Annotated in this window: 28 protein-coding genes; 12 read left to right on the top strand and 16 right to left on the bottom strand. The window is 68.8% G+C overall.

All coding sequences use genetic code 11. The annotated features are described in order from the left end of the window. Nucleotides 1-11: 11 nt before the first annotated feature. Nucleotides 12-452, top strand: a complete 441-nt coding sequence (locus tag AC07Q9_RS23920) for a hypothetical protein (RefSeq protein WP_495312014.1) — start codon at nt 12-14, stop codon at nt 450-452. Between the two features lie 60 nt (nt 453-512). Here the strand turns inward: AC07Q9_RS23920 and AC07Q9_RS23925 are convergent, their stop codons facing one another. The 4 genes from AC07Q9_RS23925 to AC07Q9_RS23940 all read right to left on the bottom strand — a co-directional run bounded on the left by AC07Q9_RS23925 (nt 513) and on the right by AC07Q9_RS23940 (nt 3,886). Continuing rightward, nucleotides 513-2,042 carry a TolC family outer membrane protein gene (locus tag AC07Q9_RS23925; protein ID WP_495312015.1) on the bottom strand — a complete coding sequence of 510 codons (1,530 nt, stop codon included), beginning with the start codon at nt 2,040-2,042 and terminating at the stop codon, nt 513-515. Between the two features lie 24 nt (nt 2,043-2,066). Next, nucleotides 2,067-2,420 carry a rhodanese-like domain-containing protein gene (locus AC07Q9_RS23930; protein WP_492728021.1) on the bottom strand — a complete coding sequence of 118 codons (354 nt, stop codon included), beginning with the start codon at nt 2,418-2,420 and terminating at the stop codon, nt 2,067-2,069. Nucleotides 2,421-2,436: 16 nt separating this feature from the next. Then, nucleotides 2,437-3,114, bottom strand: coding sequence for a protein-L-isoaspartate O-methyltransferase family protein (locus AC07Q9_RS23935; protein WP_062469799.1), 678 nt, complete (start codon nt 3,112-3,114; stop codon nt 2,437-2,439). A gap of 94 nt (nt 3,115-3,208) precedes the next feature. Further along, the gene (locus tag AC07Q9_RS23940; RefSeq protein ID WP_159270835.1) at nt 3,209-3,886 is read right to left on the bottom strand and encodes a TetR/AcrR family transcriptional regulator; all 678 of its coding nucleotides are present in this window, start codon (nt 3,884-3,886) and stop codon (nt 3,209-3,211) included. A gap of 103 nt (nt 3,887-3,989) precedes the next feature. On the opposite strand from AC07Q9_RS23940, the gene msrA reads away from it, so the two are divergent. The 6 genes from msrA (at nt 3,990) to AC07Q9_RS23970 (ending at nt 9,861) form a co-directional block, all read left to right on the top strand. After that, complete coding sequence (gene msrA, locus AC07Q9_RS23945; protein ID WP_139702890.1) at nt 3,990-4,541, top strand: peptide-methionine (S)-S-oxide reductase MsrA; 552 nt, start codon at nt 3,990-3,992, stop codon at nt 4,539-4,541. 19 nt (nt 4,542-4,560) lie between these two features. Further along, nucleotides 4,561-4,956: a hypothetical protein gene (locus tag AC07Q9_RS23950; protein WP_495312016.1), complete on the top strand. Its 396-nt coding sequence runs from the start codon at nt 4,561-4,563 to the stop codon at nt 4,954-4,956. An 83-nt stretch (nt 4,957-5,039) separates the two neighbouring features. Next, nucleotides 5,040-7,136, top strand: a complete 2,097-nt coding sequence (locus tag AC07Q9_RS23955; protein WP_495312017.1) for a TonB-dependent receptor — start codon at nt 5,040-5,042, stop codon at nt 7,134-7,136. A gap of 43 nt (nt 7,137-7,179) precedes the next feature. Beyond that, a complete protein-coding gene (locus AC07Q9_RS23960) occupies nt 7,180-8,130 on the top strand; it encodes an AEC family transporter (protein WP_495302887.1) in 951 nt (316 codons plus the stop codon). A 133-nt stretch (nt 8,131-8,263) separates the two neighbouring features. Beyond that, nucleotides 8,264-8,647, top strand: a complete 384-nt coding sequence (locus AC07Q9_RS23965) for a hypothetical protein (protein WP_495312018.1) — start codon at nt 8,264-8,266, stop codon at nt 8,645-8,647. After that, nucleotides 8,647-9,861, top strand: coding sequence for an OmpA family protein (locus AC07Q9_RS23970; protein WP_495312019.1), 1,215 nt, complete (start codon nt 8,647-8,649; stop codon nt 9,859-9,861). Before AC07Q9_RS23965 ends, AC07Q9_RS23970 begins: the two co-directional genes overlap by 1 nt. 7 nt (nt 9,862-9,868) lie before the next feature. On the opposite strand, the gene pdxH is transcribed toward AC07Q9_RS23970, so the two are convergent. Next, nucleotides 9,869-10,525: a pyridoxamine 5'-phosphate oxidase gene (gene pdxH, locus AC07Q9_RS23975; protein ID WP_354343788.1), complete on the bottom strand. Its 657-nt coding sequence runs from the start codon at nt 10,523-10,525 to the stop codon at nt 9,869-9,871. A gap of 29 nt (nt 10,526-10,554) precedes the next feature. Between pdxH and AC07Q9_RS23980 the strand changes: the two genes are divergently transcribed. Next, nucleotides 10,555-11,124 (top strand): nucleotidyltransferase family protein, encoded by a 570-nt coding sequence (locus AC07Q9_RS23980; RefSeq protein WP_307696056.1) that lies wholly within the window; start codon nt 10,555-10,557, stop codon nt 11,122-11,124. A gap of 16 nt (nt 11,125-11,140) precedes the next feature. Here AC07Q9_RS23980 and AC07Q9_RS23985 read toward each other — a convergent pair whose 3' ends face one another. Beyond that, complete coding sequence (locus AC07Q9_RS23985; protein ID WP_495312020.1) at nt 11,141-11,680, bottom strand: superoxide dismutase family protein; 540 nt, start codon at nt 11,678-11,680, stop codon at nt 11,141-11,143. Further along, entirely contained in the window at nt 11,677-12,381 is a 705-nt protein-coding gene (locus tag AC07Q9_RS23990) for a gamma-glutamylcyclotransferase (protein ID WP_495312021.1), read from the bottom strand. The genes AC07Q9_RS23985 and AC07Q9_RS23990 overlap by 4 nt, the downstream gene beginning before the upstream one ends. Before the next feature lie 135 nt (nt 12,382-12,516). Between AC07Q9_RS23990 and AC07Q9_RS23995 the strand changes: the two genes are divergently transcribed. The 4 genes from AC07Q9_RS23995 to AC07Q9_RS24010 all read left to right on the top strand — a co-directional run bounded on the left by AC07Q9_RS23995 (nt 12,517) and on the right by AC07Q9_RS24010 (nt 16,507). Beyond that, a complete protein-coding gene (locus AC07Q9_RS23995) occupies nt 12,517-13,068 on the top strand; it encodes an OmpA family protein (protein WP_495312022.1) in 552 nt (183 codons plus the stop codon). A gap of 200 nt (nt 13,069-13,268) precedes the next feature. Then, nucleotides 13,269-15,098, top strand: a complete 1,830-nt coding sequence (gene edd, locus AC07Q9_RS24000) for a phosphogluconate dehydratase (RefSeq protein WP_495312023.1) — start codon at nt 13,269-13,271, stop codon at nt 15,096-15,098. 42 nt (nt 15,099-15,140) lie between these two features. After that, nucleotides 15,141-15,776: a bifunctional 4-hydroxy-2-oxoglutarate aldolase/2-dehydro-3-deoxy-phosphogluconate aldolase gene (gene eda, locus AC07Q9_RS24005; protein ID WP_307696061.1), complete on the top strand. Its 636-nt coding sequence runs from the start codon at nt 15,141-15,143 to the stop codon at nt 15,774-15,776. Nucleotides 15,777-15,778: 2 nt separating this feature from the next. Further along, nucleotides 15,779-16,507, top strand: coding sequence for a haloacid dehalogenase type II (locus AC07Q9_RS24010; RefSeq protein WP_495312024.1), 729 nt, complete (start codon nt 15,779-15,781; stop codon nt 16,505-16,507). Nucleotides 16,508-16,519: 12 nt separating this feature from the next. On the opposite strand, the gene AC07Q9_RS24015 is transcribed toward AC07Q9_RS24010, so the two are convergent. The 9 genes from AC07Q9_RS24015 to AC07Q9_RS24055 all read right to left on the bottom strand — a co-directional run bounded on the left by AC07Q9_RS24015 (nt 16,520) and on the right by AC07Q9_RS24055 (nt 26,587). Further along, nucleotides 16,520-17,086, bottom strand: a complete 567-nt coding sequence (locus AC07Q9_RS24015; RefSeq protein WP_495312025.1) for a DUF1697 domain-containing protein — start codon at nt 17,084-17,086, stop codon at nt 16,520-16,522. Nucleotides 17,087-17,111: 25 nt separating this feature from the next. Next, a complete protein-coding gene (gene gloA / locus AC07Q9_RS24020) occupies nt 17,112-17,525 on the bottom strand; it encodes a lactoylglutathione lyase (RefSeq protein WP_070062472.1) in 414 nt (137 codons plus the stop codon). A 57-nt stretch (nt 17,526-17,582) separates the two neighbouring features. After that, a complete protein-coding gene (locus AC07Q9_RS24025; RefSeq protein WP_095746263.1) occupies nt 17,583-18,263 on the bottom strand; it encodes a glutathione S-transferase family protein in 681 nt (226 codons plus the stop codon). Nucleotides 18,264-18,363: 100 nt separating this feature from the next. After that, the gene (locus tag AC07Q9_RS24030) at nt 18,364-19,620 is read right to left on the bottom strand and encodes a hypothetical protein (protein ID WP_495312026.1); all 1,257 of its coding nucleotides are present in this window, start codon (nt 19,618-19,620) and stop codon (nt 18,364-18,366) included. Nucleotides 19,621-19,634: 14 nt separating this feature from the next. After that, the gene (locus tag AC07Q9_RS24035) at nt 19,635-20,318 is read right to left on the bottom strand and encodes an ABC transporter ATP-binding protein (RefSeq protein ID WP_307587392.1); all 684 of its coding nucleotides are present in this window, start codon (nt 20,316-20,318) and stop codon (nt 19,635-19,637) included. Beyond that, nucleotides 20,315-22,000, bottom strand: a complete 1,686-nt coding sequence (locus tag AC07Q9_RS24040; RefSeq protein ID WP_495312027.1) for an ABC transporter permease — start codon at nt 21,998-22,000, stop codon at nt 20,315-20,317. Before AC07Q9_RS24040 ends, AC07Q9_RS24035 begins: the two co-directional genes overlap by 4 nt. Nucleotides 22,001-22,035: 35 nt before the next feature. Next, nucleotides 22,036-23,097 (bottom strand): Fe(3+) ABC transporter substrate-binding protein, encoded by a 1,062-nt coding sequence (locus AC07Q9_RS24045; protein ID WP_062480133.1) that lies wholly within the window; start codon nt 23,095-23,097, stop codon nt 22,036-22,038. A 169-nt stretch (nt 23,098-23,266) separates the two neighbouring features. Beyond that, a complete protein-coding gene (locus tag AC07Q9_RS24050) occupies nt 23,267-25,960 on the bottom strand; it encodes a phage head spike fiber domain-containing protein (RefSeq protein WP_495312028.1) in 2,694 nt (897 codons plus the stop codon). Between the two features lie 60 nt (nt 25,961-26,020). After that, nucleotides 26,021-26,587 (bottom strand): PaaI family thioesterase, encoded by a 567-nt coding sequence (locus tag AC07Q9_RS24055; protein ID WP_369629653.1) that lies wholly within the window; start codon nt 26,585-26,587, stop codon nt 26,021-26,023. Nucleotides 26,588-26,602: the final 15 nt, after the last annotated feature.

The following is a 26,602-nucleotide window of genomic DNA, read 5'->3' on the forward strand; positions in this document are numbered from 1 at the left end:
CAAAGGCGACCATGAAATTCATGGCAATTATGATTGGGCTGTGTCTCCAGCCTTTTGGTGCCGAGGCTGCGATCACGAATGAGACTGCCTGCTACGTTTCTATTGGCGCAGATTCTGTGAGGTTTGAATTTCACACGTACCACGATTCAAATCGAAAATGGAGCGCTGGGTTCGTCAGATATGAAAATTCAAGGAACTCGATTCCAGTGATATTTTTTTCATCGACCTCCGCGAGTGATTTGGGCGAAGGAATACACGAACCCTCCACCAAGTGGTTGGAAATCTGGCGTGGAAAAGTCACTGGAGAGTATGTTCTCAAGCGCGAAGGCGCAGGAACAGGTGTCTCTGGATATGTGGCGACCTACAGAAATTACGCAGGAAACAGGGTGCGGAATTTCGTACTCGACCCGACTGCAGGCTTTGAAGAGTCCGGCTGCAACTGGGCCAATTGAACTGTAGACCGCAGGCCTGAGCAGGTCTCGGTGGAGGCGACCCAGGGCTGACCGACGAGATCAGCGCACCGGCGGATTCAGGATCACCGGCGGCGGCGGTGCCGACGGCATCGTCGGCGCGGGCGGGTTGAACGGCTGCACCGGCACCGGCGGCACCACCGGAATGGCCGGCGGCGTCACGGGCACCACGGGCGCCCCCGTCGTCGCGGCAGGCACGGCCGGCGTGGCGCCGTTGCGCGCCAGCGTCGCGTTGATCGCGTTCATGTCGTCGGTGGTCAGCGTGCCGTTGGCCTGGCGCAGCTTCAGGTTGCCCAGCAGCACGTTGTAGCGCGCCTGCGCCAGGTCGCGCTTGGTCTGGAACAGCTGGCTCTGCGAGTTGAGCACGTCGATGTTGATGCGCACGCCCACCTGGTAGCCCAGCTTGTTGGCGTCGAGCGCGCTCTGGCTGGAGGATTCGGCCGCTTCGAGCGCCTTCACCTGGCCGGCACCCGACACCAGCCCGAGGTAGGCCGCGCGCGTGGCCTGCGCCACGCTGCGGCGCGTGCCCTCGAGCACGCTGCGCGACTGGTCTTCGAGGGCCAGCGTTTCCTTGATGCGGTTCTCGGTGGCAAAGCCCGCGAACAGCGGCAGGTTGAAGGTGACGCCGACCGTGGCGGCGTTGACGCGCGTGCCCACGGTGCTGGTGCTGGTGCCGGTCGGGTTGCGCGTGACGTTGTAGCCCAGGTTGGCGTCCAGCGTGGGCTTGTGGCCGGCCTGCGCCTTCTGCACCTCGAGCCCGGCCACGTCCAGGCCCAGGCGCGCCTGGCGGATCGCCGGATGCACCTCGTCGGCCTGCGCCACCCAGGCGTTGATGTCGGCGGGCTGCGCGGTCGGCAGCACGACCGGCGCGGCCAGCGGCACGGGCACGCTGCCCGGGCGGCCGACCAACTGGTCGAGCACCACCTTCTTGACCTGCAGGTCGTTCTCGGCGGCGATCTCCTGGGCGATCACGAGGTCGTAGCGGGCCTGGGCCTCGCGCGAGTCGGTGATGGTGGAGGTGCCGACCTCGAAGTTGCGCTTGGCCGAGGCCAGCTGCTCGGCCACGGCCACCTTCTGCGCGCGCACCAGGGCCAGGCTGTCCTGGCTGGCGAGCACGTCGAAGTAGGCCTGGCTCACGCGCACGATCAGGTCTTGCTCGGCGATGGTGAGCACCGCCTGCGCCACTTCGGCCTGGCGCTTGCCCTGCTCGTAGGTGGCCCAGTTGGCGGGGCGGTACAGCGGCTGCGTGGCGTTGATGCCGACGTTCTGCGTGGTGAAGTCGCGCGAGGCGCTGCTGCCGCGGCCGGTGCCCGTCAGGGTGTCGATGTCCAGGTCGCTGCGGTTCACGCCCGCGGTGAGCCCGACGGCCGGCAGGATGCCGGCCTTGGCCTGCGCGGCACGCGCCAGGTTGGCCTCGTACTGCGCCCGCGCACCCTGGTAGGTGGCATCGAAGCCGCGCGCGGAATCGTAGAGTTCGTTCAGTGTCTGGCCCTGGGCCGGCAGGGCGAGCAGGCTCGCAATGGCGCTTGCGAGGGCTGCGGAAAGTGGCAGAAGCCGGGGCCTGGGAGGCATTGAACGTCCTTGGGAGGGAAAGAATCAGTAGCGCGGCACGCTCGGGTCGTGCTGCGCGGACCAGGCGTCGATGCCCCCCGCCACGTTGGCGAGCGAGTCAAAGCCGTTCTGGTGCAGAAAAGCGGCCACGCGCTGGCTGCGGGCGCCGTGGTGGCACAGGCAGGCGATGCGCAGCGCGGGCTGTCCGTCGCCGCCGGCGAGTTCGGCCAGCCGGCCGGGGATCTCGTTCATCGGGATCGCGACCAGCGTGAAGCCCTGCGGCGCGACGCTCGCCGTCTGCAGCTCCCAGGGCTCGCGCACGTCGAGCAGCACGGGGGCGGCGTCGGCGTCCTGTGCGAACCAGGCGGCCAGGTCGGCGGGGCGGACTTGATCGATCATTCGGTGGGCCGCTCGATCAGAACGCGAAGCGCGAGGGCTCGGGGAAGTTCAGCAGGCGCGGCGCCACGGTGTCCCAGGGCTGGATCGTTTCCCACTTGCTTTCGCTGGTGCGGGTCACGAAATGGGCGCGCATCATGGGCTCGTCGCCGACGATGGCCGACAGGCGGCCGCCGACCTTGAGCGAACCGAGCAGGTTCTGCGGAATGCGCGCGACCGAGCCGCTGAGCACGATCACGTCGAAGCTCGGGCCGCTGGCCAGGGGCACGGCGCCGTCGGCGTGGCGCACTTCGACGTTCGTCACGCCGTTGCTGCGCAGCGTCTCGGCGGCACGGGCGGCCAGCACGGGGTTGATCTCGAGCGACAGCACCTGGGCCGCGCGGGCGCCGAGCAGGGCGGCCATGAAGCCGGAGCCGGTGCCGATCTCGAGCACCGATTCGTGCTTCTGGATGTGCAGGTCCTGCAGCGTGCGGGCTTCGACCTTGGGCGACAGCATGAATTCGCCGGGCACCGAGCCGTCGAGCAGCGGCAGTTCCATGTCGAAGAAGGACAGCGTGCGGTGCGCGTCGGGCACGTAGTCTTCGCGGTGAATCTCGGCCAGCAGCTCGAGGATGTCCGACTCCAGCACGTCCCAAGGACGGATCTGCTGTTCGATCATGTTGAAGCGCAAGCGCTCGAGGGTGGGCGTGGGGTTCATGGCGTGGCTTTCCTTGAAGGCTCTGGACGGGACAAACCTTCAATTTTAGGTCGCACCGATGACGCCACCGCGCCAGTCGGCCATCCGATGGCTGTCATGCGGGGCTCCCGGGGCGCACGCACAGGCCGTGGAGCACGGTTTCGCACTGGGTGGCGATGAATTTTTCGGGGTCGAGCGTGCTCACGCCGTCGACGCAGACCATGGCCGAATGCTTCCAGAGCATGAGGAACACCATGGGCGCGACCACCGAGTAGATGGCGTGGTCGATGTCCATTTGCACGAACTCGCCGCGGTCGATGCCGCGTTGCAGGATGCGGCGCAGCAGGTCGTGGCCGGGGCGCACCACCTGCTGGCGGTAGAACTCCGCCAGCTCGGGGAAATTGCCGCCTTCGCTCATCATCAGCTTGGTCAGGCCCGAGGCCTTGGTCAGGCCGACGCGCTCCCACCAGACGTTCATGCAGTAGCGCAGCATCTCGGCCGTCGTGCCTTCGAAGGCCTCGAATTCGGCGTTCCACTCTGTGAAACGGCCGCCGAGGTTTTCGATCACCACTGCCTTGAACAGCTCTTCCTTGCTCGGAAAGTACAGAAAGAGGGTGCCCTTGGACACGCCGGCGCGGGCCGCCACTTCCTCCGAGCGGGTGGCGGCAAAGCCCTTTTCGACGAACAGGTCGAGCGCCGCCGCCAGCAGCTCGCCCGGACGCGCCTCCTTGCGCCGCTCGCGCTTGGACGGCAGCGGGCAGAACTTGTCGACGAGGGAACGGGGGGAGGCCATGGTGTTAATGACTGACGGGTTAGTAATGTAGTGACCGGCATCCGGCCCGTCAAGCCGCGACAATACCGGTCCCCGCTTTTTCCAACCCACCCGGAGCCGCGCCATGTCTTCCTCACCGTCGCCCACCGAAACCATCGTGCTCGGCGGAGGCTGCTTCTGGTGCACCGAGGCGGTGTTCGACCGGGTGCAGGGCGTGCTGGACGTCGAATCGGGCTACAGCAACGGCCAGACCCTGAACCCGAGCTACGAGCAGATCTGCACTGGCCGCACCGGCCATGCCGAGGTCGTGAAGCTCGAATTCGACCCGGCGCAGATCAGCCTGCGCGAGCTGCTCGAAATCTTCTTCGTGGTGCACGACCCCACCACGCTCAACCGCCAGGGCAACGACGTCGGCACCCAGTACCGCAGCGGCATCTACACCACGAGCGACGCCCAGAAAGAGGTTGCCGACGCCGTCATCCGCGAAATCGAGGCCAGCAAGACCTACAGCTCGCCCGTGGTGACCGAAGTGGCGCCGCTGGCCAACTACTCGACGGCCGAGGCCTACCACCAGGACTACTTCCTGAACCACCCGAACCAGGGCTACTGCGCGTTCGTGGTCGGCCCGAAGGTCGAGAAGTTCCAGAAGACCTTCGCTTCGCGCGTCAAGGCCTGAGTCTCTTTCTTACGCCCCCGTGTCCGCCACCCTGCGCCAGACCCCGACCCGCATGACGCGCGCCACCCGCGCGCTCGTCGTCGCGCTGGCGTTCGCGCTCTGGTTCGCGGGCACGATGGGGCTGATGCACCGTTCGCTGCACGTACCGGGCCTGCCCGCCGCTGCAGCAGCCGTAACGGCACAGGCCGAACATCGGCACGTCACCGGCCACACGCTGGCCAGCCTGTTCGGCGTGCACGACGACGCCGACTGCCGTTTGTACGACCAGCTCGCGCACGGCACGGGCGTGCCCGGCGTGCCGCTGGTGGTGCTGCCGATGCTGCTGCCGGCGGCCACGTTTGCTTATCTGCAGGGCGAAGCCATCGCCCGCTGGGTCGCGCTCTTCGACGCGCGCGGCCCGCCGTCCACTCGCTGAATCCCCCGTGTTCCGGTTGCCGCACCCCTTCGGGCGGGTGAGGGCGGCCGGTCGTTCCCCGATTCAACGAGTGTTCTTTCTTCATGACCCCCCAATTCCGTCGCAACGCCATCGGCGCTGCCGTTCTTTCGCTCGCCTCGGTGGCGAGCCTGGCCCAGACCGCCGACACCGCCGCCGCCCCGGCCGCTGACTCAGCCAGCCTGCGCGAGGTCACCGTCACCGGCAACCCGCTGGGCGCGAGCGACCTGATCGCGCCGACCACCTCGCTGTCGGGCGACCAGCTGCTGCTGCGTTCCGAATCGACGCTCGGCGAAACGCTGAACAACCTGCCCGGCGTGAGCAGCAGCTACTTCGGCCCCAATGCCAGCCGCCCCAGCATCCGCGGGCAGGACGGCGACCGCATCCGCATCCTGCAGAACGGCGGTGGCGCGCCCGACGCCTCGGCGCTGAGCTACGACCACGCGGTGCCCGTCGATGCGCTGGTGACCGAGCGCATCGAGGTGCTGCGCGGCCCCTCGGCGCTGCAGTACGGCGGCAGCGCCGTGGGCGGCGTGGTCAACGTGATCGACAACCGCATCCCGACCGAGCCCATCAACGGCTTCGGCGGCCGTGCCGACCTGGGCTACGCCAGCGGCAACAAGGAAAAGAGCGGCGGCGTGCTGCTCGAAGGCGGCAACGACCGCTTCGCACTGCACGTCGATGCCTTCAACCGCGATTCGAAGGACGTGGCGGTGCCGGTCGAGCTTGAATGCAGCAAGCCCGGGCGCCCCTGGCTCGCGCGCCGCATCTGCAACTCCGCCAACGAGGCGCACGGCGGCGCCGTGGGCGGCACGCTCTTCTTCAGCCAGGGCTGGATCGGCGCCTCGGCCAGCACCTACCGCAGCAACTACGGCACCGTGGCCGAGGACGACGTGACCATCGGCATGAAATCCGATCGCTACGCGCTGGAAGGCGAATGGCGCCCGGGCGGCTTCATCCGCAGCATCCACGCGAAGGTCAGCCGCACCGACTACCGCCACACCGAGTTCGAGGGCCGCGAGGCCGGCACCACCTTCTCGAACCTGAGCAACGACCTGCGCATCGAGGCGCGGCACGAGAAGATCGGCAACCTCGAAGGCCTGGTCGGCTTCAGCCGCGAGACCAACCGTTTCGCCGCCGACGGCTCGGAGGCCTTCGCGCCGCACAGCCGCACGCGCTCCAACGCGCTGTTCCTGCACGAAGAGCTCGGCACCTCGTGGGGCCGCCTGAGTTTCGGCGCACGCACCGAGAAGGTCACGGTGCGCTCGCTGGGCTACCCCGACGACCTGTCGGTGACGCGCTTCGCCATCGGCGAGCGCACCTTCAACCCGCACAGCGCGGCGTTCGGCGCGCTGGTCAACCTCACGCCGCAGTGGCAGCTGACCTCGAACCTGGCCTACACCGAGCGCGCACCGAAGGACTACGAACTGCTCGCCAACGGCCCGCACGTGGCCACGGCGGCCTGGGAGGTGGGCGACCCGAACCTGGGCAAGGAAAAGTCCACCGGCTTCGACCTGGGCGCGCAGTGGAAGTCGGGCCCGAACACGGCCCGCGTGAACGCGTACGTCACGCGCTTTCGCAACTACATCGGCCTGACCGCGTCGGGCCGCACGCTCGACGAGGAAGGGCAGGTCGTCACCGACCCCGAAGCGACCGACACGCTGGCCGAGTACCGCTACGGCGGCATGCGCGCGCGCTTCACCGGCATCGAGGCCAACGGCAACCTCCGACTGCTGGGCACCGACGGCTTTGCGCGCATGGCCGACGCGGGCACGCTCGACCTCGAGTGGCGCGGCGACATCGTGCGCGCCAAGAATCTCGACACCGGCGAGCCGCTGCCGCGCATCGCGCCGCTGCGCCTGGGCGCCACGCTGGCCTACGGCAACGGGCCGTGGACCGCGCGCGTCGGCTTCGACTACAACGCGGCGCAGCGCCGGGTGCCGAGCGTGGGCGCGCGCGAGACGGACGCGTACACGCTGTGGAACGCGTCCATCAGCTACCGCATGAAGGTGCAGCGCGCCAACCTCACCTGGTACGCGCGCATGGACAACATCGGGAACACGCTGGCCTACACGCCGACCTCGATCCTGACGACCACGGTGTTCCCGAAGGCGCCGCTGCCGGGGCGTTCGCTGAAGGTGGGCCTGCGCGTCACGTTCTGAGGCGCCGGCCTTTCGCGCGACGGGCGCGCGCTATCCTCGCCGGGTGAATTCGTTCGTCATTTCTTCCCTGCTGCCCGTCGTTCTCCTCATTGCCGCCGGCTACCTCGCCGGTCGGCGCCGGTGGATCGGCGGCAATGCGGTGAAAGACCTGTCGAACCTCATCTTCCTGCTGCTCGCGCCCGCGCTGCTGTTCCGCGCCATGAGCACGGTGCACGTGCAGGAGTTGAGCCTGAAGCCCGTGGCGGCGTACTTCATCGCCTCGGGCCTGCTGTTCGCGGCCACGCTCGCGTGGCGCGGCTTCAACCGCACGGGCGCGGTGCTCGCGCTGGCCAACACCTACAGCAACACCGTGATGATCGGCATCGCGCTGATCGGCCTGGCCTACGGCGAGCCCGGCATGGTGGTGCTGCTCACGCTGATCTCGCTGCACTCGCTCGTGCTCATGACCAGCGCCACCGTGGTGCTCGAACTGGCCGTGGCGCGCGAGCATGCAGCCGTGGATGGGGCGCAGCGGCGCTCCATGGCCCGCACCGTGGGGCGCGCGCTGCGCAACGCCATCATCCATCCGGTGCCGCTGCCCATCATTGCGGGCCTGCTGTTCGCGCAGACGGGGCTCGTGATGCCCGAGGTGATCGACAAGCCGATCCAGCTGCTGGGCCAGGCCTTCGGGCCGGTCGCGCTGGTGATGGTGGGCATCACGCTCGCGCTCACGCCCATCGGGCGCCACTGGCGCGGCGCGCTGGTGCAGGCGCTGGTGAAAAACCTCGTGCACCCGCTGCTGGTGGCGCTCATCGGCTGGCTGCTGGGCGTGCGCGGCATTCCGCTCACCGTGATGGTGGTGGCGGCGGCGCTGCCCATCGGCGCCAACGTGTTCCTGTTCTCGCAGCGCTACCGCAGCGCCGAAGACCTGGTCACGGCCAGCGTCGCCGTGTCGACCGTGCTGGCGCTGGGCACGCTCACGCTGGTCATGGTCTGGGTGCAGTGGTTGCCCTGACGGCCCCCATTTCTTCCGCGTTTTTCGCGAACTTTTGCCCGACTGAGCGACAGCGCTAGCCCTATGCCGTTTGGCAGGGGTGGCCGTTTGGTGGGCTGGCGCGCGGCGTTCGCGCCCCTACATTTGCCGGCTGATGACGATCTACCCGGCGCGTGTTTCGCCCCTTGCCCTTGCAGTGACGGCGGTGGTCGCGACGGTGATCGCGCTGCACGGCGCACGCGCGCATGCGGCGGGCGAGGCCAAGCCATGCCGCACGCCCTGCCTGGCCGTTCCGGTGCCGGCCGAGGCGCCGCAGGCCAAGGAGGTGGAGCCCAGGCCCGCCGTCGTGCGGCCGGCGCCGAAGCCACGCCCGCAGATCACCGCCACCGCAGCGCCGGCCCCGGCGCCCGAGGTGCATCGCGAACCGGCCGAGCGGCGCCCTGCGCCATCGAAACGCTGCAGCGAGATCAACATGCGCGCCGCCGTGGGCGAGCCGCTGTCGGACCAGGACATGACCATTTTGAGGAGCCAGTGCTGATGACCACGACCACCATGAACACCGCCGTCCCCCGCACCCTGTGGCGCGTGCTGGCGCTGTGCACTGCCGCGCTGCTGGCCGCCGCCTGCGCGCACCGCCCCGCGCCCAGCAGCGCCATGCCCTTCGACCAGGCCGTCACCCAGGCGGTCGACGACCTCATGGTGCAGACCCAGAAGCTGCCGGCCTTCCTGGCCAAGGTGGAGTCGACGCTGACGCAGCGGCGCATCGTGATCGACCCGTTGCTCGAAGGCGCCAGCGGCCAGCAGACCGAGGTGACGCGCGTGGCCGAGCAGCGCATCGTGCAGCGCATGCAGGCGCAGTTCAAGCAGTTCACCGTGACGCCGTTCAACGCCAACGAGATCGGCAACGCGCAGTACGTGCTCAACGGCACGCTGGTGCGCGACAAGGACGCCTCGGGCGCACCGTACCGGCTGAACCTCGCCATGACCGAGATCAAGAGCGGCATGGTGATCGCGCAGTCGGTGGCGCGCATCAGCGATGCCTCGCTCGACACGCGGCCCACCGCCTTCTTCCGCGACAGCCCCGTGAACGGCAAGGACCGCGGCGTGGAGGGTTACATCCGCACCGCCGAGACGCCGGCCGGGCAGGCCGCCGACGCGCTGTACCTGGAGCGCCTGCCGACCGCCACGGTGCTGCAGGAGGCCACCGCCGCCTACGAGGCCGGCCGCATGAGCGAGGCCCTGAGCCGCTACGAGGCCGCGTCGAAACGCGCCGACGGCCAGCAGCTGCGCATCTACAGCGGGCTGTACCTCACGCAGTCGCAGCTGGGCCGCACGGCCGACGCCGAACGCACCTTCGGCACGTTGGCGCGGCTGGGGCTCGAGAGCAACAACCTGAGCGTCAAGTTCCTGTTCAAGCCGGGCTCGACCGACTTCCTGGCCGACCCGAAGATCAGCGCGGCCTACCCGATGTGGCTGCGCCAGATCGCGCGGCAGGCGGCGCAGATCGATGCGTGCGTGGTGGTCACGGGCCACACGAGCCGCACGGGCTCGGAGGCGGTCAACGAGCGGCTGTCGCTGCAGCGCGCGACCAGCGTCAAGGCGCGGCTGGTGGGCGAGGCGCCGCCGCTGTCGAAGAAGTTGCGCGAAGCCGGCATGGGCTTTCGCGAGAACATCGTCGGCACGGGCGCCGACGATGCGAGCGATGCGCTCGATCGGCGCGTCGAATTCAAAGTCGCTGCGTGCGAGGCCTGATGCGAACTCAGGGAGCCAGGCGTTCGCGCACCCAGTCCGCACCCTCGAGCCGGTAGCGCAGCCGGTCGTGCAGGCGGCTCTTGCGGCCCTGCCAGAACTCCCAGCGGTCGGGCACGAGCCGGAAGCCGCCCCAGTGCGGCGGTCGCGGCGGCGAGAGCAGGTGCCTGGCGGCGTACACGGCGGCGTTCTTCACCAGCACGTCGCGCCCGCTGATCACTTCGCTCTGCGGGCTGGCCCAGGCGCCGATGCGTGAGTCGAGCGGGCGGCTGGCGTAGTAGGCGTCGCTCTCCTCGGCGCTGACGCGTTCCACGCGGCCCTCGATGCGCACCACGCGCTCCAGCTCGACCCAGTGGAACTGCAGCGAGGCATACGGGTTGCCCGACAGCTCGCGGCCCTTGCGACTGTCGTAGTTGGTGTACCAGACGATGCCGCGCGCGTCGTAGCCCTTGATCAGCACGATGCGACTGGACGGCCGCAGGTCGCTGCCCACGGTGCACAGCGTCATCGCGTTGGGCTCGGGGATGTGCGCGTCGACGGCTTCGGTGAGCCAGCGCTCGAACTGCTGCAGCGGGTCGGCGGCGCTGCGCGTCTCGTCGAGCTCGGCGCGCTCGTAGCTCTTGCGCAGCGCGGCCAGCGCGTCCTTGGAAAGAGGAGAAGAAGTCATGCCGGGATTGTTGCGCACATACTCGCCCCATGACGACGACAGAGGCGAACTCCCCGACCGTGATCGTGCTGGCCTCGGGCCGTGGCGAGCGTTTCATCGCGGCCGGCGGCACGGGCTCCAAGCTGAAGGCGCTGCTGGCGGGCCGGCCGGTGCTCGAGCGCACGCTCGACGCGGTGCGCGCGAGCGGCCTGCCCTGGCACCTGGAAGACGCGGGTCACCCCGGCATGGGCGATTCGATCGCCGCCGCGGTGCGCGCCACGCCCGACGCGGCGGGCTGGCTGATCCTGCCGGGCGACCTGCCGCTGGTGCTGCCCGCGACGCTTCGGGCGGTGGCCGCCGCGCTCGGCGGGCGGGTGAATGCCGTGCAGCCGCAGTACCGGGGCGAGCGCGGGCACCCGGTGGGCTTTGCGGCGGGCTGCGGGGCGCAGCTGGCGGCGCTGGAGGGGAACCTGGGCGCATCGTCCGTGCTGCGGGCGATGCGTGCCATCGATGCGGTCGTCGACCTGGCGGTGGACGATGCCGGCGTGGTGACCGACATCGACACGCCCGAGGCCCTGGCGCGGGCCGAGGCGCTCTGGCAAGCGCGCGCGGGCGCCTGAGCCTTCTTCTTTCTGCTTAACCCTTGGGGATCACGGCGCAGAGCACGCGCGGACCCGAGTTGCCGGCGGGCTGCGTCGTGAAGTCGTCACGGTCGCGGTGCACCACCAGGGCACGGCCGCGCACGTTGTTGGCGGCGCCGTCGGTCAGCGAGATCGCGTGGTTCTCGACGCTGAAGCGCGCCACGCCGCTGGCGTCGGCCACGAGGCTGGGCAGTTCGCCGGCATGGCTGCCGGGCGCGGAGAACTTGCCGTGGGTGCCGCCAGCCGGGTTGAAGTGGCCGCCCGAGGCGTTGCCGTTGTCGCCGCAGTCGCCCTTTTCGTGGATGTGGAACCCATGCTCGCTGCCCGGTGCCAGGCCGCGCACCTCGCCGGACACGCGCACGCCGTGGTCGAGGGCGGTGAGCGTCACCGAGCCGCGCGCGGGGTTGGGCGTGACGGCGGCGGTCGGCGTCAGCTCGACCGTGGTGCTCGGCTTGCCGCCCATGCTGCCGCAGGCGGCGAGCACGGCGGTGGCGAGGAGGGCGGTGCCGGTGGCGAGGAGGCGGCGATGGTTCATGGTTTTTCCTTGTCGAACGATGCGGAAGAAGAGGATGGATTGTCGGAAGACCCCGGAACATATACCGGAGCCGGCGGCGCGCCGCAATCGGCCGGTGCCGCGACAGGGGCTTCGGACGGTGCATCGGCCGTGGCCAACGCCACCAGCCGGGCCAGCGCCGCATCGTGGATCGCGTGGCGCTGCAGCTCGAGCAGGGTCTGGCGGGCGTAGTCGAGCGAGCTGCCGTAGCGGCCCACGGCGTGGGCGAAGATGTGGCGGTAGCGCTCGTCGCTGAGTTCGCCCGTGAAGTTGGGGCTGCGCCGCGACAGCGTGAAGGCCAGCGCGCGCACCGGCCCTTCGGCGGTGCCGCATTGCAGCCACTTGGGGTCGTACACGCCGGTCGGCATCTCGCGCAGCCAGAGGCGCTTGAGCGTCTCCAGGCCCTCGGCCCTCGGCACGCGGAACACCACGCCCCGGCAGCTGCCGCCCGAGAGCAGGCCGAAGACCAGGCCCGGCGTCTGCACGCTGCCGCGGTTGACCCGGCTCCACATCTTGAGCGCGCGGTGCCAGCCCTGCACCGTGGCCGCGCGCCGTTCCGCAAAGCCGAACTCGGGCCGCCAGATCAGCGAGCCGTAGCCGAACAGCCAGAGATCGTCGCGCCCGCCCCAGTCGGCGATCGCGCGTTCCAGCATCGGCTGCGGGTCGCGCAGCGGACGGGGCATCGGGTCCAGCCCCGGCGGACCGGGGTCCGGCGCGACGGCTGACACGGGGGTGTCGGAGGGGGCGCCTACAATTTCGTGATCATGGTTCACCGCACCATTATTTACCGACCCCTTTCCTACGGAGTTCGCGCTTCCATGAACAACGACGACAGCCAACAGAATTTCGCCCTCGGTTTCCTGGTGGCATTGATCGCGCTCGTGATCATGTTCGTGATCGGCGTCGCCTTCTGGCACAAGGGTCTGGGCGCGACGGCCGCGCACGCGAAGCCCGCTGTCGCGGCTTCGGCTTCAGCGGCGCCGGGCGGCGCGGTGCAGGTGACCGAAGTCACCGAGACCGTCACCGTGGTGATCCCCGACGGCGCCAGCATCCGCGTGGTCGGCGGCGTGGTGAATTTCTACTTCGCGACCGGCAGCGCCGACCTCGCACCGGGCGCCGCCGAGGCGCTGGCCCTGGTCATCAAGGGCGTCGAAGGTGGCCGCAAGGCGGTGGTCTCGGGCTTCCACGACACCACCGGCGACGCCGCCGTCAACGAGGAACTCGCCAAGAGCCGCGCCCAGATGGTGCGCGAGGTGCTGACGGGCCTGGGCGTGCCGGCCGAGAAGATCGACCTGCAGAAGCCCGCCGTCACCGCCGGCTCGGGCAACAACGCCGAGGCGCGCCGCGTCGAGGTCCGGTTGGTCGACTGAGCGATCCGGCCTTCCGCATCCCCCAGCAAAAAACCCGGCATGGCCGGGTTTTTTTGTGCCTGCACCCGGCCGGTGGCATGTCCGACTGATTTCGTATCGTTCTGCGGCCTGATTTCATCAGGGTTTTGCGCTCGAGTTGGTACGATGGGCCTCCAGGCCCCCAGTCGCGCCGGCGACACGCAGCAAGAGCCAACTTCCCCATGAGCAGCACACACCCCACCGTCCGCGACGTCACCGATCGCATCCGCGCGCGCAGCTGCGACACGCGCAGCACCTACCTCACGCGACTGGCCGAAATCCGCGCCCGCGACCGCGGCTCCGACCGCATGGGCTGCGCCAACGTGGCGCACGCCGTGGCCGGCATCCCGGCCAACGACAAGTTCAAGGTGGTGGCCGAGCGCGCGCCCAACCTGGGCATCGTCACCGCCTACAACGACATGCTCTCGGCCCACGCGCCGTACCAGGGCTACCCGGACATCATCAAGCACGAGGCCCGCCGCCACGGCGCCACCGCGCAGGTCGCCGGCGGCGTGCCTGCCATGTGCGACGGCGTCACGCAGGGCACGCCCGGCATGGAGCTGAGCCTGTTCAGCCGCGACCTGATCGCCATGAGCACCGCCGTCGCGCTCACGCACGACATGTTCGACGGTGCGCTGATGCTTGGCGTGTGCGACAAGATCGTGCCGGGCCTCCTGATCGGCGCGCTGCATTTCGGCCACCTGCCCACCGTCTTCGTACCCGCCGGGCCGATGCCCTCGGGCCTGTCGAACACGGCCAAATCGAAGGTGCGCGAGCAGGCGGCGCAGGGCCTCGTGGGTCGCCAGGGCCTGCTCGAGGCCGAGATGGCGGCCTACCACACGGTCGGCACCTGCACCTTCTACGGCACCGCCAACAGCAACCAGATGCTGCTGGAGGCCATGGGCCTGCACGTGCCCGGCACGGCTTTCATCCAGCCCGGCGACGCGATGCGCGAGACGCTCACGCGCGAAGCGGTGCGCTCGGTGCTCGGCAAGGCCAGCGACACCGCCTTCAACTGTCCGCCGATTGGCGAGATGGTCGACGAGCGCTGCATCGTCAATGCCATGGTCGCGCTGCTGGCCACGGGCGGCTCCACCAACCACCTGATCCACTGGGTGGCCGTGGCGCGCGCCGCGGGCATCCTCATCGACTGGGACGACTTCTCCCAGCTGTCCGACGTGGTGCCGCTGCTCACGCGCGTGTACCCCAACGGCAGCGCCGACGTGAACGAGTTCCAAGCCTGCGGCGGTCCGGGCTTCGTGATCGGTGAGCTGGTCGAGGCCGGCCTGATGCACGCCGACGTGCTCACGGTGCGTGCCGGCGGCATCCGCGAATTCGCCAACATCCCGTCGCTGGCCGGCGAGAACACCCTGCAATGGACGCCCGCTGCGCCGCTGCAGAAGGAAGCCGTCACGCGCCCGGTGGCCAGCCCCTTCAGCGCCACCGGTGGCCTCAAGCTGCTCAGCGGCAACCTGGGACGCAGCGTGATCAAGGTGTCGTCGGTGCCCGACGACCGCCACGTCATCGAAGCGCCCGCCCGTGTGTTCGACTCGCAGGCCGCGTTGCAGAAAGCGTTCACGGCCGGCGAGCTGGAGCGCGACGTGGTCTGCGTGGTGCGCTGGCAGGGCCCGCAGGCCAACGGCATGCCCGAGCTGCACAAGCTCACGCCACCGCTGTCGGTGCTGCAGGGCAAGGGCTTCCGCGTGGCGCTGGTCACCGACGGTCGCATGAGCGGTGCCTCGGGCAAGATCCCCGCCGCCATCCACGTGTCGCCCGAAGCCGCTGCGGGCGGTCCGCTGGCCAAGGTGCGCGACGGCGACCTGATCCGCCTCGACGCCGTAGCGGGTACGCTCGCCGTGTTGCTGCCCGAAGACGAATGGGCCGCGCGCGAGACCGCGACGCTGTCCGACGCACAACGCATCGCGGACGGCCACGGCCTGGGCCGCGAACTGTTCGCCGGCATGCGCCGCAACGCACTGACCGCCGAAGAGGGCGCCTGCACCTGGATGTGACGGGACCCCACGCGGGCCGCAAGAAATTTTTGGAGCCATGAGATGACAGACAGACTCACCCCCCTCGACGTGATGCGCGACGCACCCGTCATTCCGGTCATCGTGCTGAACGACGTGAAGGACGCCGTGCCCCTGGCGCGTGCGCTGGTCGCAGGCGGCATCCGCATGCTCGAAGTGACGCTGCGCACGCCGCAGGCGCTGCAGTGCATCGAGGCCATCGCCAAGGAAGTGCCCGAGGCCGTGGCCGGCGCGGGCACCATCCGCAGCGCGGCCGACGCGCAGGCCTCCGCACTGGCCGGCGCCAAGTTCGGCGTGAGCCCGGGCTACACGCGCGCGGTCGGCAAGGCCTGCCACGACCTCGGCCTGCCGCTGCTGCCCGGCGTGGCCACCGGCAGCGAGATCATGACGGCGCAAGAAGACGGCTACACCCAGCTGAAGTTCTTCCCCGCGCTGCAGGCCGGCGGCCTGCCGATGCTCAAGGCCTGGCAGGGCCCGTTCGGCGACGTCACCTTCTGCCCCACGGGCGGCATCCATGCGGGCAACGCGGCCGAGTTCCTCGCGCTATCGAACGTGGCCTGCGTGGGCGGCTCGTGGATCGTGCCGACCGACGCCATCCGCGAAGGCAACTGGGCATTGATCGAGCAACTGGCGCGCGCCGCGAGCCAGCTGCCGCGCTGAGCATGTCGACCGATTTCGACGCGGGCGACCTCAAGGTCATCGCGTTCGACGTGTTCGGCACGGTGGTCGACTGGCACAGCGGTATCGCGGCCGAGGTCGAGCGCGTGCTGCCCGGCGTGGACGGCGCGGCCTTTGCGCTGGCCTGGCGCGCCGGCTACCAGCCGGCCATGAAGGCCGTGATGGAACGCATCGCGGCCGGCGAGGGCGGCTTCACGCTGCTCGACGAGCTGCACCTGAGCATGCTCGAACAGGTGCTGCACGACTTCAGCCTGGCCGACCACCTCGACAGCGCCGCCAAGCGCGACCTGAGCCGCGCCTGGCACCGCCTGCCGGCCTGGCCCGACGCGGTCGAGGGGCTCACGCGGCTGAAGAAGAAGTTCACCATCTGCACGCTCTCCAACGGCAACATCGGCCTGCTCACCGAGATGGCCAAGCGCGCCGGCCTGCCCTGGGACTGCGTGCTGTCGGCCGAGGTGTTCAAGGCCTACAAGCCCGACCCGCGCACCTACCTCGGCGTGGCGGGCGTGTTCGACGCGACGCCCGGGCAGGTCATGCTGGCCGCGGCGCACCACGACGACCTGGCGGCTGCGCGCGTGTGCGGCCTGAAGACGGCGTACATCGAGCGGCCCCACGAATTCGGCCGCCAGCAGCCGAAGGATGTGTCGCCGCAGCCGGACAACAGCCTGCATGTGCGCGACATCGTCGCGCTGGCCGACCGGCTGGGCTGCTGATCGCGCTGTTGATCAGTCGGTGATGAGCTTTTCCACCGTGCGCAGGTTGCGCGTGGTGGTGCTCGACTTGTAGCGGGTCTTCGCGAGCACCTTCGCCACCGGCGTCTCCAGGCTTTCGCCGCGCGGGCACTGCCAGTACAGCACGCCATCGCCGCGCACCAGCTGCTCGACCTTGGCATCGACCGCGCCGGCTTTGTCCATGATCTCGTCGAGCATCGCGGCGTCGGAGCCGAACACGAGGTACGGATGGTGCGTGTCGTCGATGCGCTCAAAGGGATAGCCCGCCGCCATGTCGGCCACCTGCCGCTGCGTGAGCAACACGATCCAAGCCTCGTAGCCGAAGCGCTGGCGCAGCGCCTGCTCGATGCGCGTGCGCAGCACGGCGGCATCGGGCGCGTCGGTGTCGAACAGCACGTTGCCGCTGGCGAGCACCGTGCGCACCGCGCCGAAGCCGAGTTCGTCGATGAACAGCGCCTTCAGGTCGGCACTCTTGATCGTGATGCCGTTGACGTTCACGCCGCGCAGCAGGGCGACGTAGCGCGTCAGCGGCGCGTCTTTCTTTTTCTTCGGGCTTGCCATGGTGTGGGGTGCGGCCCGAAACGGCTCAGCGCAGGCCGCCGCCCGCGGCGTTCTCGTTGCGCTGGATGAGTTCGATCTTGTAGCCGTCGGGGTCCGTCACAAAGGCGATCACCGTCGTGCCGCCCTTGACCGGACCGGCCTCGCGCGTCACGTTGCCGCCGGCGGCCTTGATCTTGTCGCAGGCCGCGTAGGCGTCGGGCACGCCGAGTGCGATGTGGCCGTAGGCGGTGCCGAGCTCGTAGCTCTCGGTGCCCCAGTTGTAGGTGAGCTCGATCTCGGCCTGGTCGGGGTTGCCGTTGCCGTAGCCGACGAACGCGAGGCTGTACTTGTACTCGGGGTTTTCCGACGTGCGCAGCAGCGTCATGCCGAGCACCTGCGTGTAGAAGTCGATGGAGCGCTGGAGATTGCCAACGCGCAGCATGGTGTGGAGAAGTCGCATCTCGTGGGTCTGTCGTTATGGGGGAAGGGGGCTATTGTCGCCCTCTGCGCCTCGCGATCAAGCCGCCAGCGTCAGCAGGTGCGCCTGGTGCTTCTTCAAAAAATCCATCAGGTGCCGCGGGTACTCGGGCACCACCGCCGCGCGCACGCTGGGGCGCGCCGCCAGCGCATGGCGCCAGGCATTCACCTTGGGCAGCGCGTCGAACAGGTGCGAATCGCTGATCGCATCGAACACCTCGAAGTAGCGGAACACCGGCGCGAACACCGCGTCGACGAGGCTGAAGGCTTCGCCCGCGAAGTAGGGGCCTTGCCCCAACGCGGCCTCGACGCGTTCGAACTTGGCGGCCAGCGCCTCACGTTTCTGCGCGAACACGGCAGCGTCCTGCGTGGTTTCGTAGCCCCACAGGTCGGCGAGGATGGCCGAGCCGAATTCCATCCATGCGCGGTGCTGCGCACGTGCGAGCGGGTCTTCGGGGTGCAGGCGGGCGCCGGGCTGTGTCTCTTCAAGGTACTCGCAGATCACGTTGCTCTCGAACAGCACGGCCTCGGTGCCGTCGGGGCGCTGCACCTTCAGCAGCGGCACCTTGCCCAGCGGCGAGATGTCGAGAAACCATTGGGGCTTGTTCGCGAGATCGATCACGACGCGCTCGAAGGGCACGTTCTTCTCGTGCAGCGCGATCGCGGCGCGTTGCACGTAGGGGCACAGCAGGTGGCTGACGAGGGTGAGGGCCTGGGTCATGGGGCGTTCCGTTCTCGAAGAGTTGGGGTCGGGATCGCCGCGATTCTTGCGGGCCTGAACAACCTTTTCCCGAAAAGCCCATTCGGGCGCCGCCCGGTAGCTACGGCTTAGGAAAAAGGTACGCGCCGGCGGCAGGCTTGAGAAGGGGCTTGAGTTCGGTGAACGGCAGCGCCACCGTGGTGCCGAGGCAGGCGCCGAGCGCATGCGGCACGCCGCTGACCGCGACGGCCAACGCATCGCGCCCGCGGGTGCGCTCGAAATGCAATGCCAGGTACTCGGGCCACACCTCGTCGCAACCCGTGTAGTGCTGCGGGTCTGCGGCGGCTGCGGATTCGGGCCCGCGCCCCTGTGCCTTCAGCTTCTTCCCGATCAGCGCCATGAGCGTCTTGCTCGGCACGAACCCGTCCGGTGTCTGGGTGAACGCGCGGAACAGGCGATCGAAGTCGAGGTACTCGCCGCGGACCAGGTCGAGCGTGTAGGGCGCGTAGTGGTTGTGGGGATGGGCGCCGCCGCAGTCGGCGCTTCCCGATTCGACGACGCTCATCAGCGTCGGGCTGAGAAAGGTGACGCGCACCGATTCCGCGTCGTAGTTTCCCAGCGAGCCGGCCGCCGGGTGCGTCTCGGTGTAGGGGGTGGCCTTGCATTCGAGCGCGGCGAGGCTGAGCTGTCCGTGCCTGCGCGCGAGGATGGCGTTGACCTTCTCGACGACGCGCGCATTCGGGTGTCGCGTGAGCCGCGGGTAGGAAAAGCGCGTGCGCGGATCGATGACCATGCGCCATGCCACCGCTCCGCTGACGTGCTCCGCGCCTTGCTTGAGCGATGTCTGCAGCTTCAGGTGCTCGTAGGGCGCCGTCTCGATGGAAACCGGTGCGTCCGAAGCCGCGCCGGTGGTGTTGCCTGGCGGGATGGTGCGCGTCACCGGCTCGGTGGCGCCGGGACTCTTGTCCGGGTCGTACTGGCGAACCTGTCGAAGCTCGAACGCGACGTTCTGCTTGCCAGGGCCATCGCTCCAGCTTCCGGCAAAGGTGCCGTCGACCACCTGGCCGCGCCACGTCGGACCCGGCTGTCGGGTCTGCGCGTCTTCGAACAACGGCACGCTGCCGCCTTGTGCCGCCCGGTACATCGCCTCGCCCTGGATCGGGAGGGCTTCCGCGAGCTTCGTCACCGGCCCGGAGAGTGGAATGTCGACACCGTGGCGGCGATAGAAATACCGCCCGCCGCCAGTGGCATTCACTTCGAGCACGACCTCGCTGGTGCCGAGGGTGCCTTGGTAGACCGTGCGGACTTCAGCCATGGCCGGCATCGCCGACCCGAGCAATGTCGCCCACGCGAGGAAGAGTCGGGTCGCCTTGTGCATCGGAGCGCCTCCCGTTACGAGGCCGTCTCGAGCCAGTGCGTGATCCGCCCGTTGTGCATCACGCCGATGCGGTCAGCCATCGCATGCGCCTCGGCCTCGTTGTGCGTGACGAGGATCGCGGTCTGGCCGGCCTTCTTCAGGATGCCGCGCACCTCGGCGGTCAGGCGCTCGCGCGTGCCGCCGTCGAGGTTGGAGAACGGTTCGTCCAGCAGCAGCAGGGCCGGCGAGGGCGCCAGCGCGCGGGCCAGCGCGATGCGCTGCTGCTGGCCGCCCGACAGCTCGTGCGGGTAGCGCTCGCCGGCCTCGGCCAGGCCGACCAGCGCGAGCATCTCGGCCACGCGTGCCTGCTGCGCCGCGCGGCCCAGGCGGCGCAGGCCGAAGGCCACGTTCCTGGCGGCCGACAGGTGCGGGAACAGTGCGTACTCCTGGAACATCATGCCCACGCGCCGCTGCTCGGGCGGCAGGTGCTTCTGGGGCGACGACAGCAGCGTGTCGCCGAGGCGGATGGTGCCGTCGCGCACGGGCTCGAAGCCGGCGATGGCGCGCAGCACCGTGGTCTTGCCGCAGCCCGAGGGGCCGAACAGGCAGGCGATCTCGCCCGCGGGCAGGTCCAGCGAAAAGCCGTCGACCACCGTGTGCGGGCCGCGCGGCGTGTCGTAGGCGAGCTGGAGCGAGTCGAGATGAAGCGGGGAACTCATGCGGGGTCCGTGTCGGGAGGTGTCGTCGCCGGTGTCGTGCCGAGCTGGTTGCGCGCCAGCAGCACCACCGGCAGCAGGCCGGCGACCACGATGGCCAGCGCGGCGATCGCGCCTTCCTCGTAGGTGCCGCGCGCGGCCTCGGCGTAGAGCCAGGTGGCGAGGGTGTCGAAGTTGGCCGGGCGTAGCAGCAGCGTGGCCGGCAGCTCTTTCATGGCGTCCACGAAGACTAGCAGCGCACCCGCCGCGATGGCGGGCTGCAGCAGCGGAAGGTGCACACGGCGCAGCGTGCCGCCGGTGGTCTCGCCGAGCAGGCGCGAGGCCTGCTCGATGGCGGGCGGAATGCGCGCCAGCCCGGCCTCGATGCCGCCCACGGGCATCGCAAGAAAGCGGATGGCGCAGGCCATGACCAGCACAATGCCCGCGCCCATCAGCGGCAGGCCCTGCCAGCCCATCGCACCTGCCAGCGCCGCGTCGAAGGCCAAGGCCGGCGTCAGCAGGCCGATGGCGAGCACGGTGCCCGGCACCGCGTAGCCCAGCGTGGCCGCGCGCGCCTGCCAGCGGGCGCGGTTGAGGCTCGTGCCCTGGCTGCGCGAGGCCCAGGCCACGACCAGCCCCGCCGCCACGGCCACCACCGTCACGCCGGCCGCCAGTGCCAGCGTGTTGCCGAGGCTGGCCACGAGGCCCTGCGAAATGCCGCCGCCCTGGTGCAGCCGCTTGCCGCTTTCCCAGACCAGGTACAGCGCGGGCGCGACAAAGCCGATCAGCACCGGCAGCGCCGCCGTCGCGGTCGCCGCCCAGGCCGCGCCGCCGTGCAGGCGCCGGGGCTGCACTGCGCGCATGCGCTGCGCGGAGCCGAAGCGCTGGTGCTGGCGGCCGTTGCGTTCGAGCCAGACCAGCGCCACCACCACGAACAGCATCGCGCAGGCGATCTGCGCGGCGCCGGCCAGGTCGGAGCGCGTGATCCAGGTGGTGTAGACCGCCACCGTGAGCGTGTTCACGCCGAGGAATTCGGAGGCGCCGATGTCGTTGAGCGTCTCGAGCAGCGCCAGGCTCAGGCCGACGGCCAGCGCCGGCCGCGCCAGCGGCAGCGCCACGCGAAAGAACGCGCCGCGCCGGTTCTCGCCCAGCGTGCGCGCCGCTTCCAGCAGGTGCGCCGGCTGGGTCATGAACATCGCGCGCGCCGTCATGTAGACGTACGGGTAGAGCACGAAGCCCAGCACGAAGATCGCGCCCGGCATCGAGCGCAGGTCGGGCAGGCGGAACTGGCGCGGGCTGTCGAAGCCCAGCATCCAGCGGATCGCGCCCTGCACGGGGCCGATCGGGTGCAACAGGTCGAGGTAGGCGAAGGCGACGATGTAGGTCGGCATCGCCAGCGGCAGCAGCAGCGCCCAGTTGAGCACGCCGCGGCCGGGAAAGTCATGCGCCGTGACCAGCCAGGCGCAGCCGGTGCCGATCACAAGGACCAGGGTGCCGACGCCCGCGAGCAGCAGCGCGGTGTTGAGCGCCGCCTGCGGCAGCACGTGCGCGAACAGCGGCCCCCAGTGGCCGACGCCCGAGCCGAACGCGAGCCAGCCCAGCGTGAGCACCGGCGCGAGCACGCCGAGCGCGATCAGGAACGACGCGCAGCGCCATGCCGGGCCCGCGGCGCGCAGGCCCGGCGGCTGGCGCCGCGAAATCAGCATTCAGTTGCCGGCAAGGTGTGCCCGGCCATGCAAGGTCACTGGTCGAAGCCGACCTTGTCGACGAGGGCGCTGGCCTGCTTGCGGTACTTGGCAATCTCGGTCAGCGGCAGCGGGTCGACCTTCAGTTCGCCGATGGACTGGCCGATGATCGGGTCGAGGGCCACGCCCTTGCGCACCGGGTATTCGTAGTTGGCGTCGGCGTACAGCGCCTGGGCCGGTTCCGACACCAGGAACTCGAGCAGCTTGACCGCGTTGGCGCGCTGCGGTGCGTTCTTGGCCACGGCCGCGCCGCTGATGTTCACGTGCGTGCCACCACTCTTGGCGCTGGCGAAGGTCGGGCGGATCACCTTGATGGCGTCGCCCCACTTGCGCGCGTCGGTGCCTTCCTTGGCGCTCTTCATCTGGCCCACGTAGTACGAGTTGGCCACGCCGATGTCGCAGATGCCGCCGAGGATGTCGCGCGCCACGTCGCGGTCGCCGCCGGTGGCCTTGCGCGCCAGGTTGCCCTTGACGCCGCGCAGCCACTGCTCGGTCTTGGCCTCGCCGTCGTGCGCGATCATCGCGGCCACCAGGGCCGTGTTGTAGGGGTGCTGGCCGGCGCGGATGCAGACCTTGCCCTTGTACTTCGGGTTGGCCAGGTCTTCGTAGCGGAAGCTGGTCAGCGGCTGGTTCTTGTCGGCGTACAGCACGCGCGCGCGCAGCGAGAGCGCGAACCACTGGCCGTCGGCGCCACGCAGGTTGGCCGGAATGGCCGACTCGAGCGCGGCCGATTTCACCGGCTGCGTCACGCCGCCTTCGACGAGGTCGACGAGGTTGCCGATGTCCACCGTCATCAGCACGTCTGCCGGCGAGCGCGCGCCTTCGGCCTTCACGCGCTCCAGCAGACCGTCCTTCACGAACACCGTGTTGACCTTGATCTTGCTCTGCGCGCTGAACGCCGAAATCAGCGGCTGGATCAGCGCCGGCTCGCGCGTCGTGTAGAGCGTGAGCTCGTCATTGGCGGCGTGCGCGGGCAGGGCGGTGAGGGCGAGCCAGGCGGCGGAAACGCCGAGGAGGGCGTGCGCCACGCGGCCCTGGGGGCCGGAACGGTCGGTCATGAAGGATCCTCCAGGTGCGGTGAGGTGTTCTAGGAAAGGCATCGGCGACGGCGGGTGCGTGTCGCTGATGCGAACAATTATCACTGACAGGAAGGAGCGGGTTTTCCTTTTGGCTTACAGCTTAAGGGCCTACTGCGGCGCGTTGGCGTTGCTTCGGGCCTGGGTGTCGCTAGGCGGTCAAGGCCACGACTTCCGCGTCGGTCAGCTTCTGCGGCCGATATTGCACCGATCGGACATGAAGGAAGGGCTGGTTGCCGCCAGTGGCCAGGTTCCCGATGCCCAGGAAGTTCATGGGCGGGACCGTCGTCATGGCCGCCTTGAACAACTGGCCGTTGCATCCGTAGCGAAGGCCGTCGGTGCCATAGCTGACCGTGGTCTTGACCGGGCTTCCAACGGGGGTGCCGAGGAGGCCGACCGCCACCGTGCTTGGGCCTGACACGCCATTGGCGTTGGAGTAGGCATAGGCCGAGCCCGTCGCGTTGAACCCGATGCCGACGCGATTGGCAATGGCGGAGCCGATTTCGATCAGGTTTCGAGTTGAAGCGTCACCTTCTCTTGGTCGTCCGAACTCCATGAAGAGGGTGCCTTCGGTGGTATTGCACCAGCCCTTGGTCGTGTCGACGCGAACGAGGTCACCGGTGCGCGTGGTGGCGGCCGAGGTTGCGGTGTCTGCTTGGCGGGTGGTGGCTGCTGACGTCGCGATGTCTGCAACCCGCGTCACTGTTGCCGTCGTTGTGGGGATGTAGCTCGAAGCGAACGAGCCTTGTTCGATCTGCAGGGCCGTGAACCGAAACGGTCGGGTTTCATTGCCAGCGTAGCGCCACACCCCGCTCACCATGCTCGGGAGGCTGGACGGTGTCGTGTACGTAACGGAGACCCGCCAACGCGACCCACCCAAGCTCTGCAGAACATAGGCTTGCGTCGAGAGTCCCGCATTGCCGATGACCAGGACGAACGAGTTCGCTACCCCAGAGACTCCCCCGACGAAGACCGGGGGCTTCCCATCCTCAAACTCGACGATCACGGAGAGCGTGTACGTCGTAGAGGGAGACAGTGCAGGGAACTTCCCCGCGAGTGCATTGCCTCCCGGGTGGCGAATGGCCCCCGCAAAGCCACTCATCGTTGACGCTTCAACACCGACTTGCGATCCCACGTCCGCCAGTCCGTTGCGAAACTCACTCTCGGTCATCAGGTTCGTGCTCTGCGCCTCCTGGATCAGCCACGGCGCGATGCTTAGATCCGTCGGGTTGTAGGTCATCCGCGCAGCGCCAGCCGCCGCAGTCTTCATCGCCCCCGTCGAGTCGAAATAAGTCCCGATGGACGCGCGGCCAGTGAAGGTCTCGGTGCTCGGGATATAGCTGGTGGCGAATGCACCAGCTTCCAACTGGGCGCCCCAGACCTGGAAGGCGCCGGCGTCCGCCATCGTGCCAGTGAATCCTGCATAGACATACAGGGAGTCGCCAACGGCAATCGGCATCGCCGTTGTGTACGTGCAGCGGAACCAGCCATTGCCGACAGAGCGCATCTCCCAGCCAGCCCCGGCGATCGAAGGTGTTGCGCCATGCAATGCTGGGTACCCGTACGAAGAATTGACGCCCGTCGTATTGTTGCGCACGAGCAGCGAGAGCGGCTGTGTTCTCGACACGTTCTTGACGTAGATCGAGTAGGTCATGACCGTCGCGGTCGCAGGAAGGTTCTGGGCGAACGGACTGGTCGACGCTCCCGACACTTCGATGGCACGGAACGTTCCATCGGGTGCCTGCTTGCCCGGCGTCCGGGTAGCGCCGGACAAGGTCCACGGCGCGATGTGCATGTCGCTGCTGCGTTGCAGGGTGTTCACCCGCTGCTCTTCCACCATCAACACAGGCGGCAGCGTCAGGTTCGACGGTTCGTAGCTGTTGCGCGCAACGCCCGCCGCCGCATATCGCAGGATGCCCTTGGTGTCGCAGTAGCTGCCGATGGAGGCGCGTGCGGTGACCCCGTCCAAACTGGGGATGTAGGAGCTGGCGAACGCACCCACTTCAAGTTGGGCACCCCAGATGTAAATGCCGGCGTTGCCGTCCCCTGGGCCGGTGTTGCCTGCAGACGACCCGGGGTAGATGCACGTTCTGATCGATGTGGTTGCATCGGTCGTGAAAGCGATCTCGACCCTGCACCACCCATTGCCGACATCGACAACTCTCTTGGAGACCTCGACAAAACCTCCGGTGGCAGGGCCAGGCAAAGCGGTCGCCGTCAACAGATTGAAGGGAATGCTGATGCTGCCGGTGGTTCCCTTCGCGTAGAGCCATCCGGCGGACGATCCTGCGGCCTTCGCATAGACCGAAAAGGCGTAGGTGACCGGCGTCGCTGCCTTTGCGTCCTCTCGAAGGAGGTTTCCGGTGCCTGCGTTCACGCCGTTGAAGAGGGTCAGCTTGCAAGCGTCCCACCGGCCATTCGGCGCCTGGGCGGCGCCAGGCACGACGGTCACGCTGGCCTTCACCCAGGCCGGGTTTTCGAACCGAGACGAAAACGGCAGCAAGTTCGTCCGAGTGTTCTCAATGAGCAGCCCCTTCGCCACCTTCGTGGTCGGATCGAAGTCGAAGCGCGGCGTGGCGCAGGGCTCGATGAAGCCTTGGGCGTTGACGCGAGAGCCGTTCGCGCCGCCCGCATAGGTGAACAGCTCGGCAAAAGTCTTTTCGGTAAGTGTCGTTGTCATCTGGTTGGGTCCTCTGCGGGCTGCCTTGCGCGAACGCAGGCGGCGCCTTCGGGTTCGGCGACGAAGGGTTCCGTCGCCGGCCAGCCCATGGCGGCCATGGCAGTCTTTTCCTTGGTTGGCGATGACGACTTTCTCGCCGAACGCCCCAACGAAAAAGGCCGACATATGTCGGCCTTCAGAGGAGGGCGGGGCGCCCTGCAGATCAGCGAAGACGGGGGCTTCGCCTCACCGCCCCGCCGGCACCTCGAACACCAGGCACGTCGTCGTCGCATGCGCGTACAGCGTGCCGTCCGCCCCGACCAGCCGCGCCTCGGCGGTGGCGAGCTGCTTGCCGCAGTGGATCACCTTGCCCTCGGCGCGCACGCGCTGCACCTTCGGCGTGAGGCCCTTGACGTAGTTCACGCTGAGTTCGGCCGTCGTGTACGCGCGACCGGGCGGCATCATGGTGTGGACCGAGCAGCCCAGCGCGGAGTCGAGCATCGTGGCGACCCAGCCGCCGTGGATGGTGCCCAGCGGATTCAGGTGCTGGGGCAGCGGCGTGCCCTGGAAGATGGCGATGCCGCGGCTGACCGAGACGATGGTGAAGTCCAGCGTCTTGGCGATGGCGGCGTAGGGAATCTCGCCGTTGAGCATGGCCTGCATGACCTCCAGGCCGGTCTTGCCGGCGACCTGTTCGGGGCGCGCGAGCCCGGGGCCGGGGCCGTTCTCGAGGCGCTCGGCGATCTGCCGCTCTTCGGCGATCCATGCGTCGAGCAGATGGGAAGGGGTGTCGGTGAAAGCTTGCTGCGTCATGCCTGTGTTCCTGCT

Source organism: Variovorax sp. GW821-FHT09A10 (assembly GCF_059418385.1).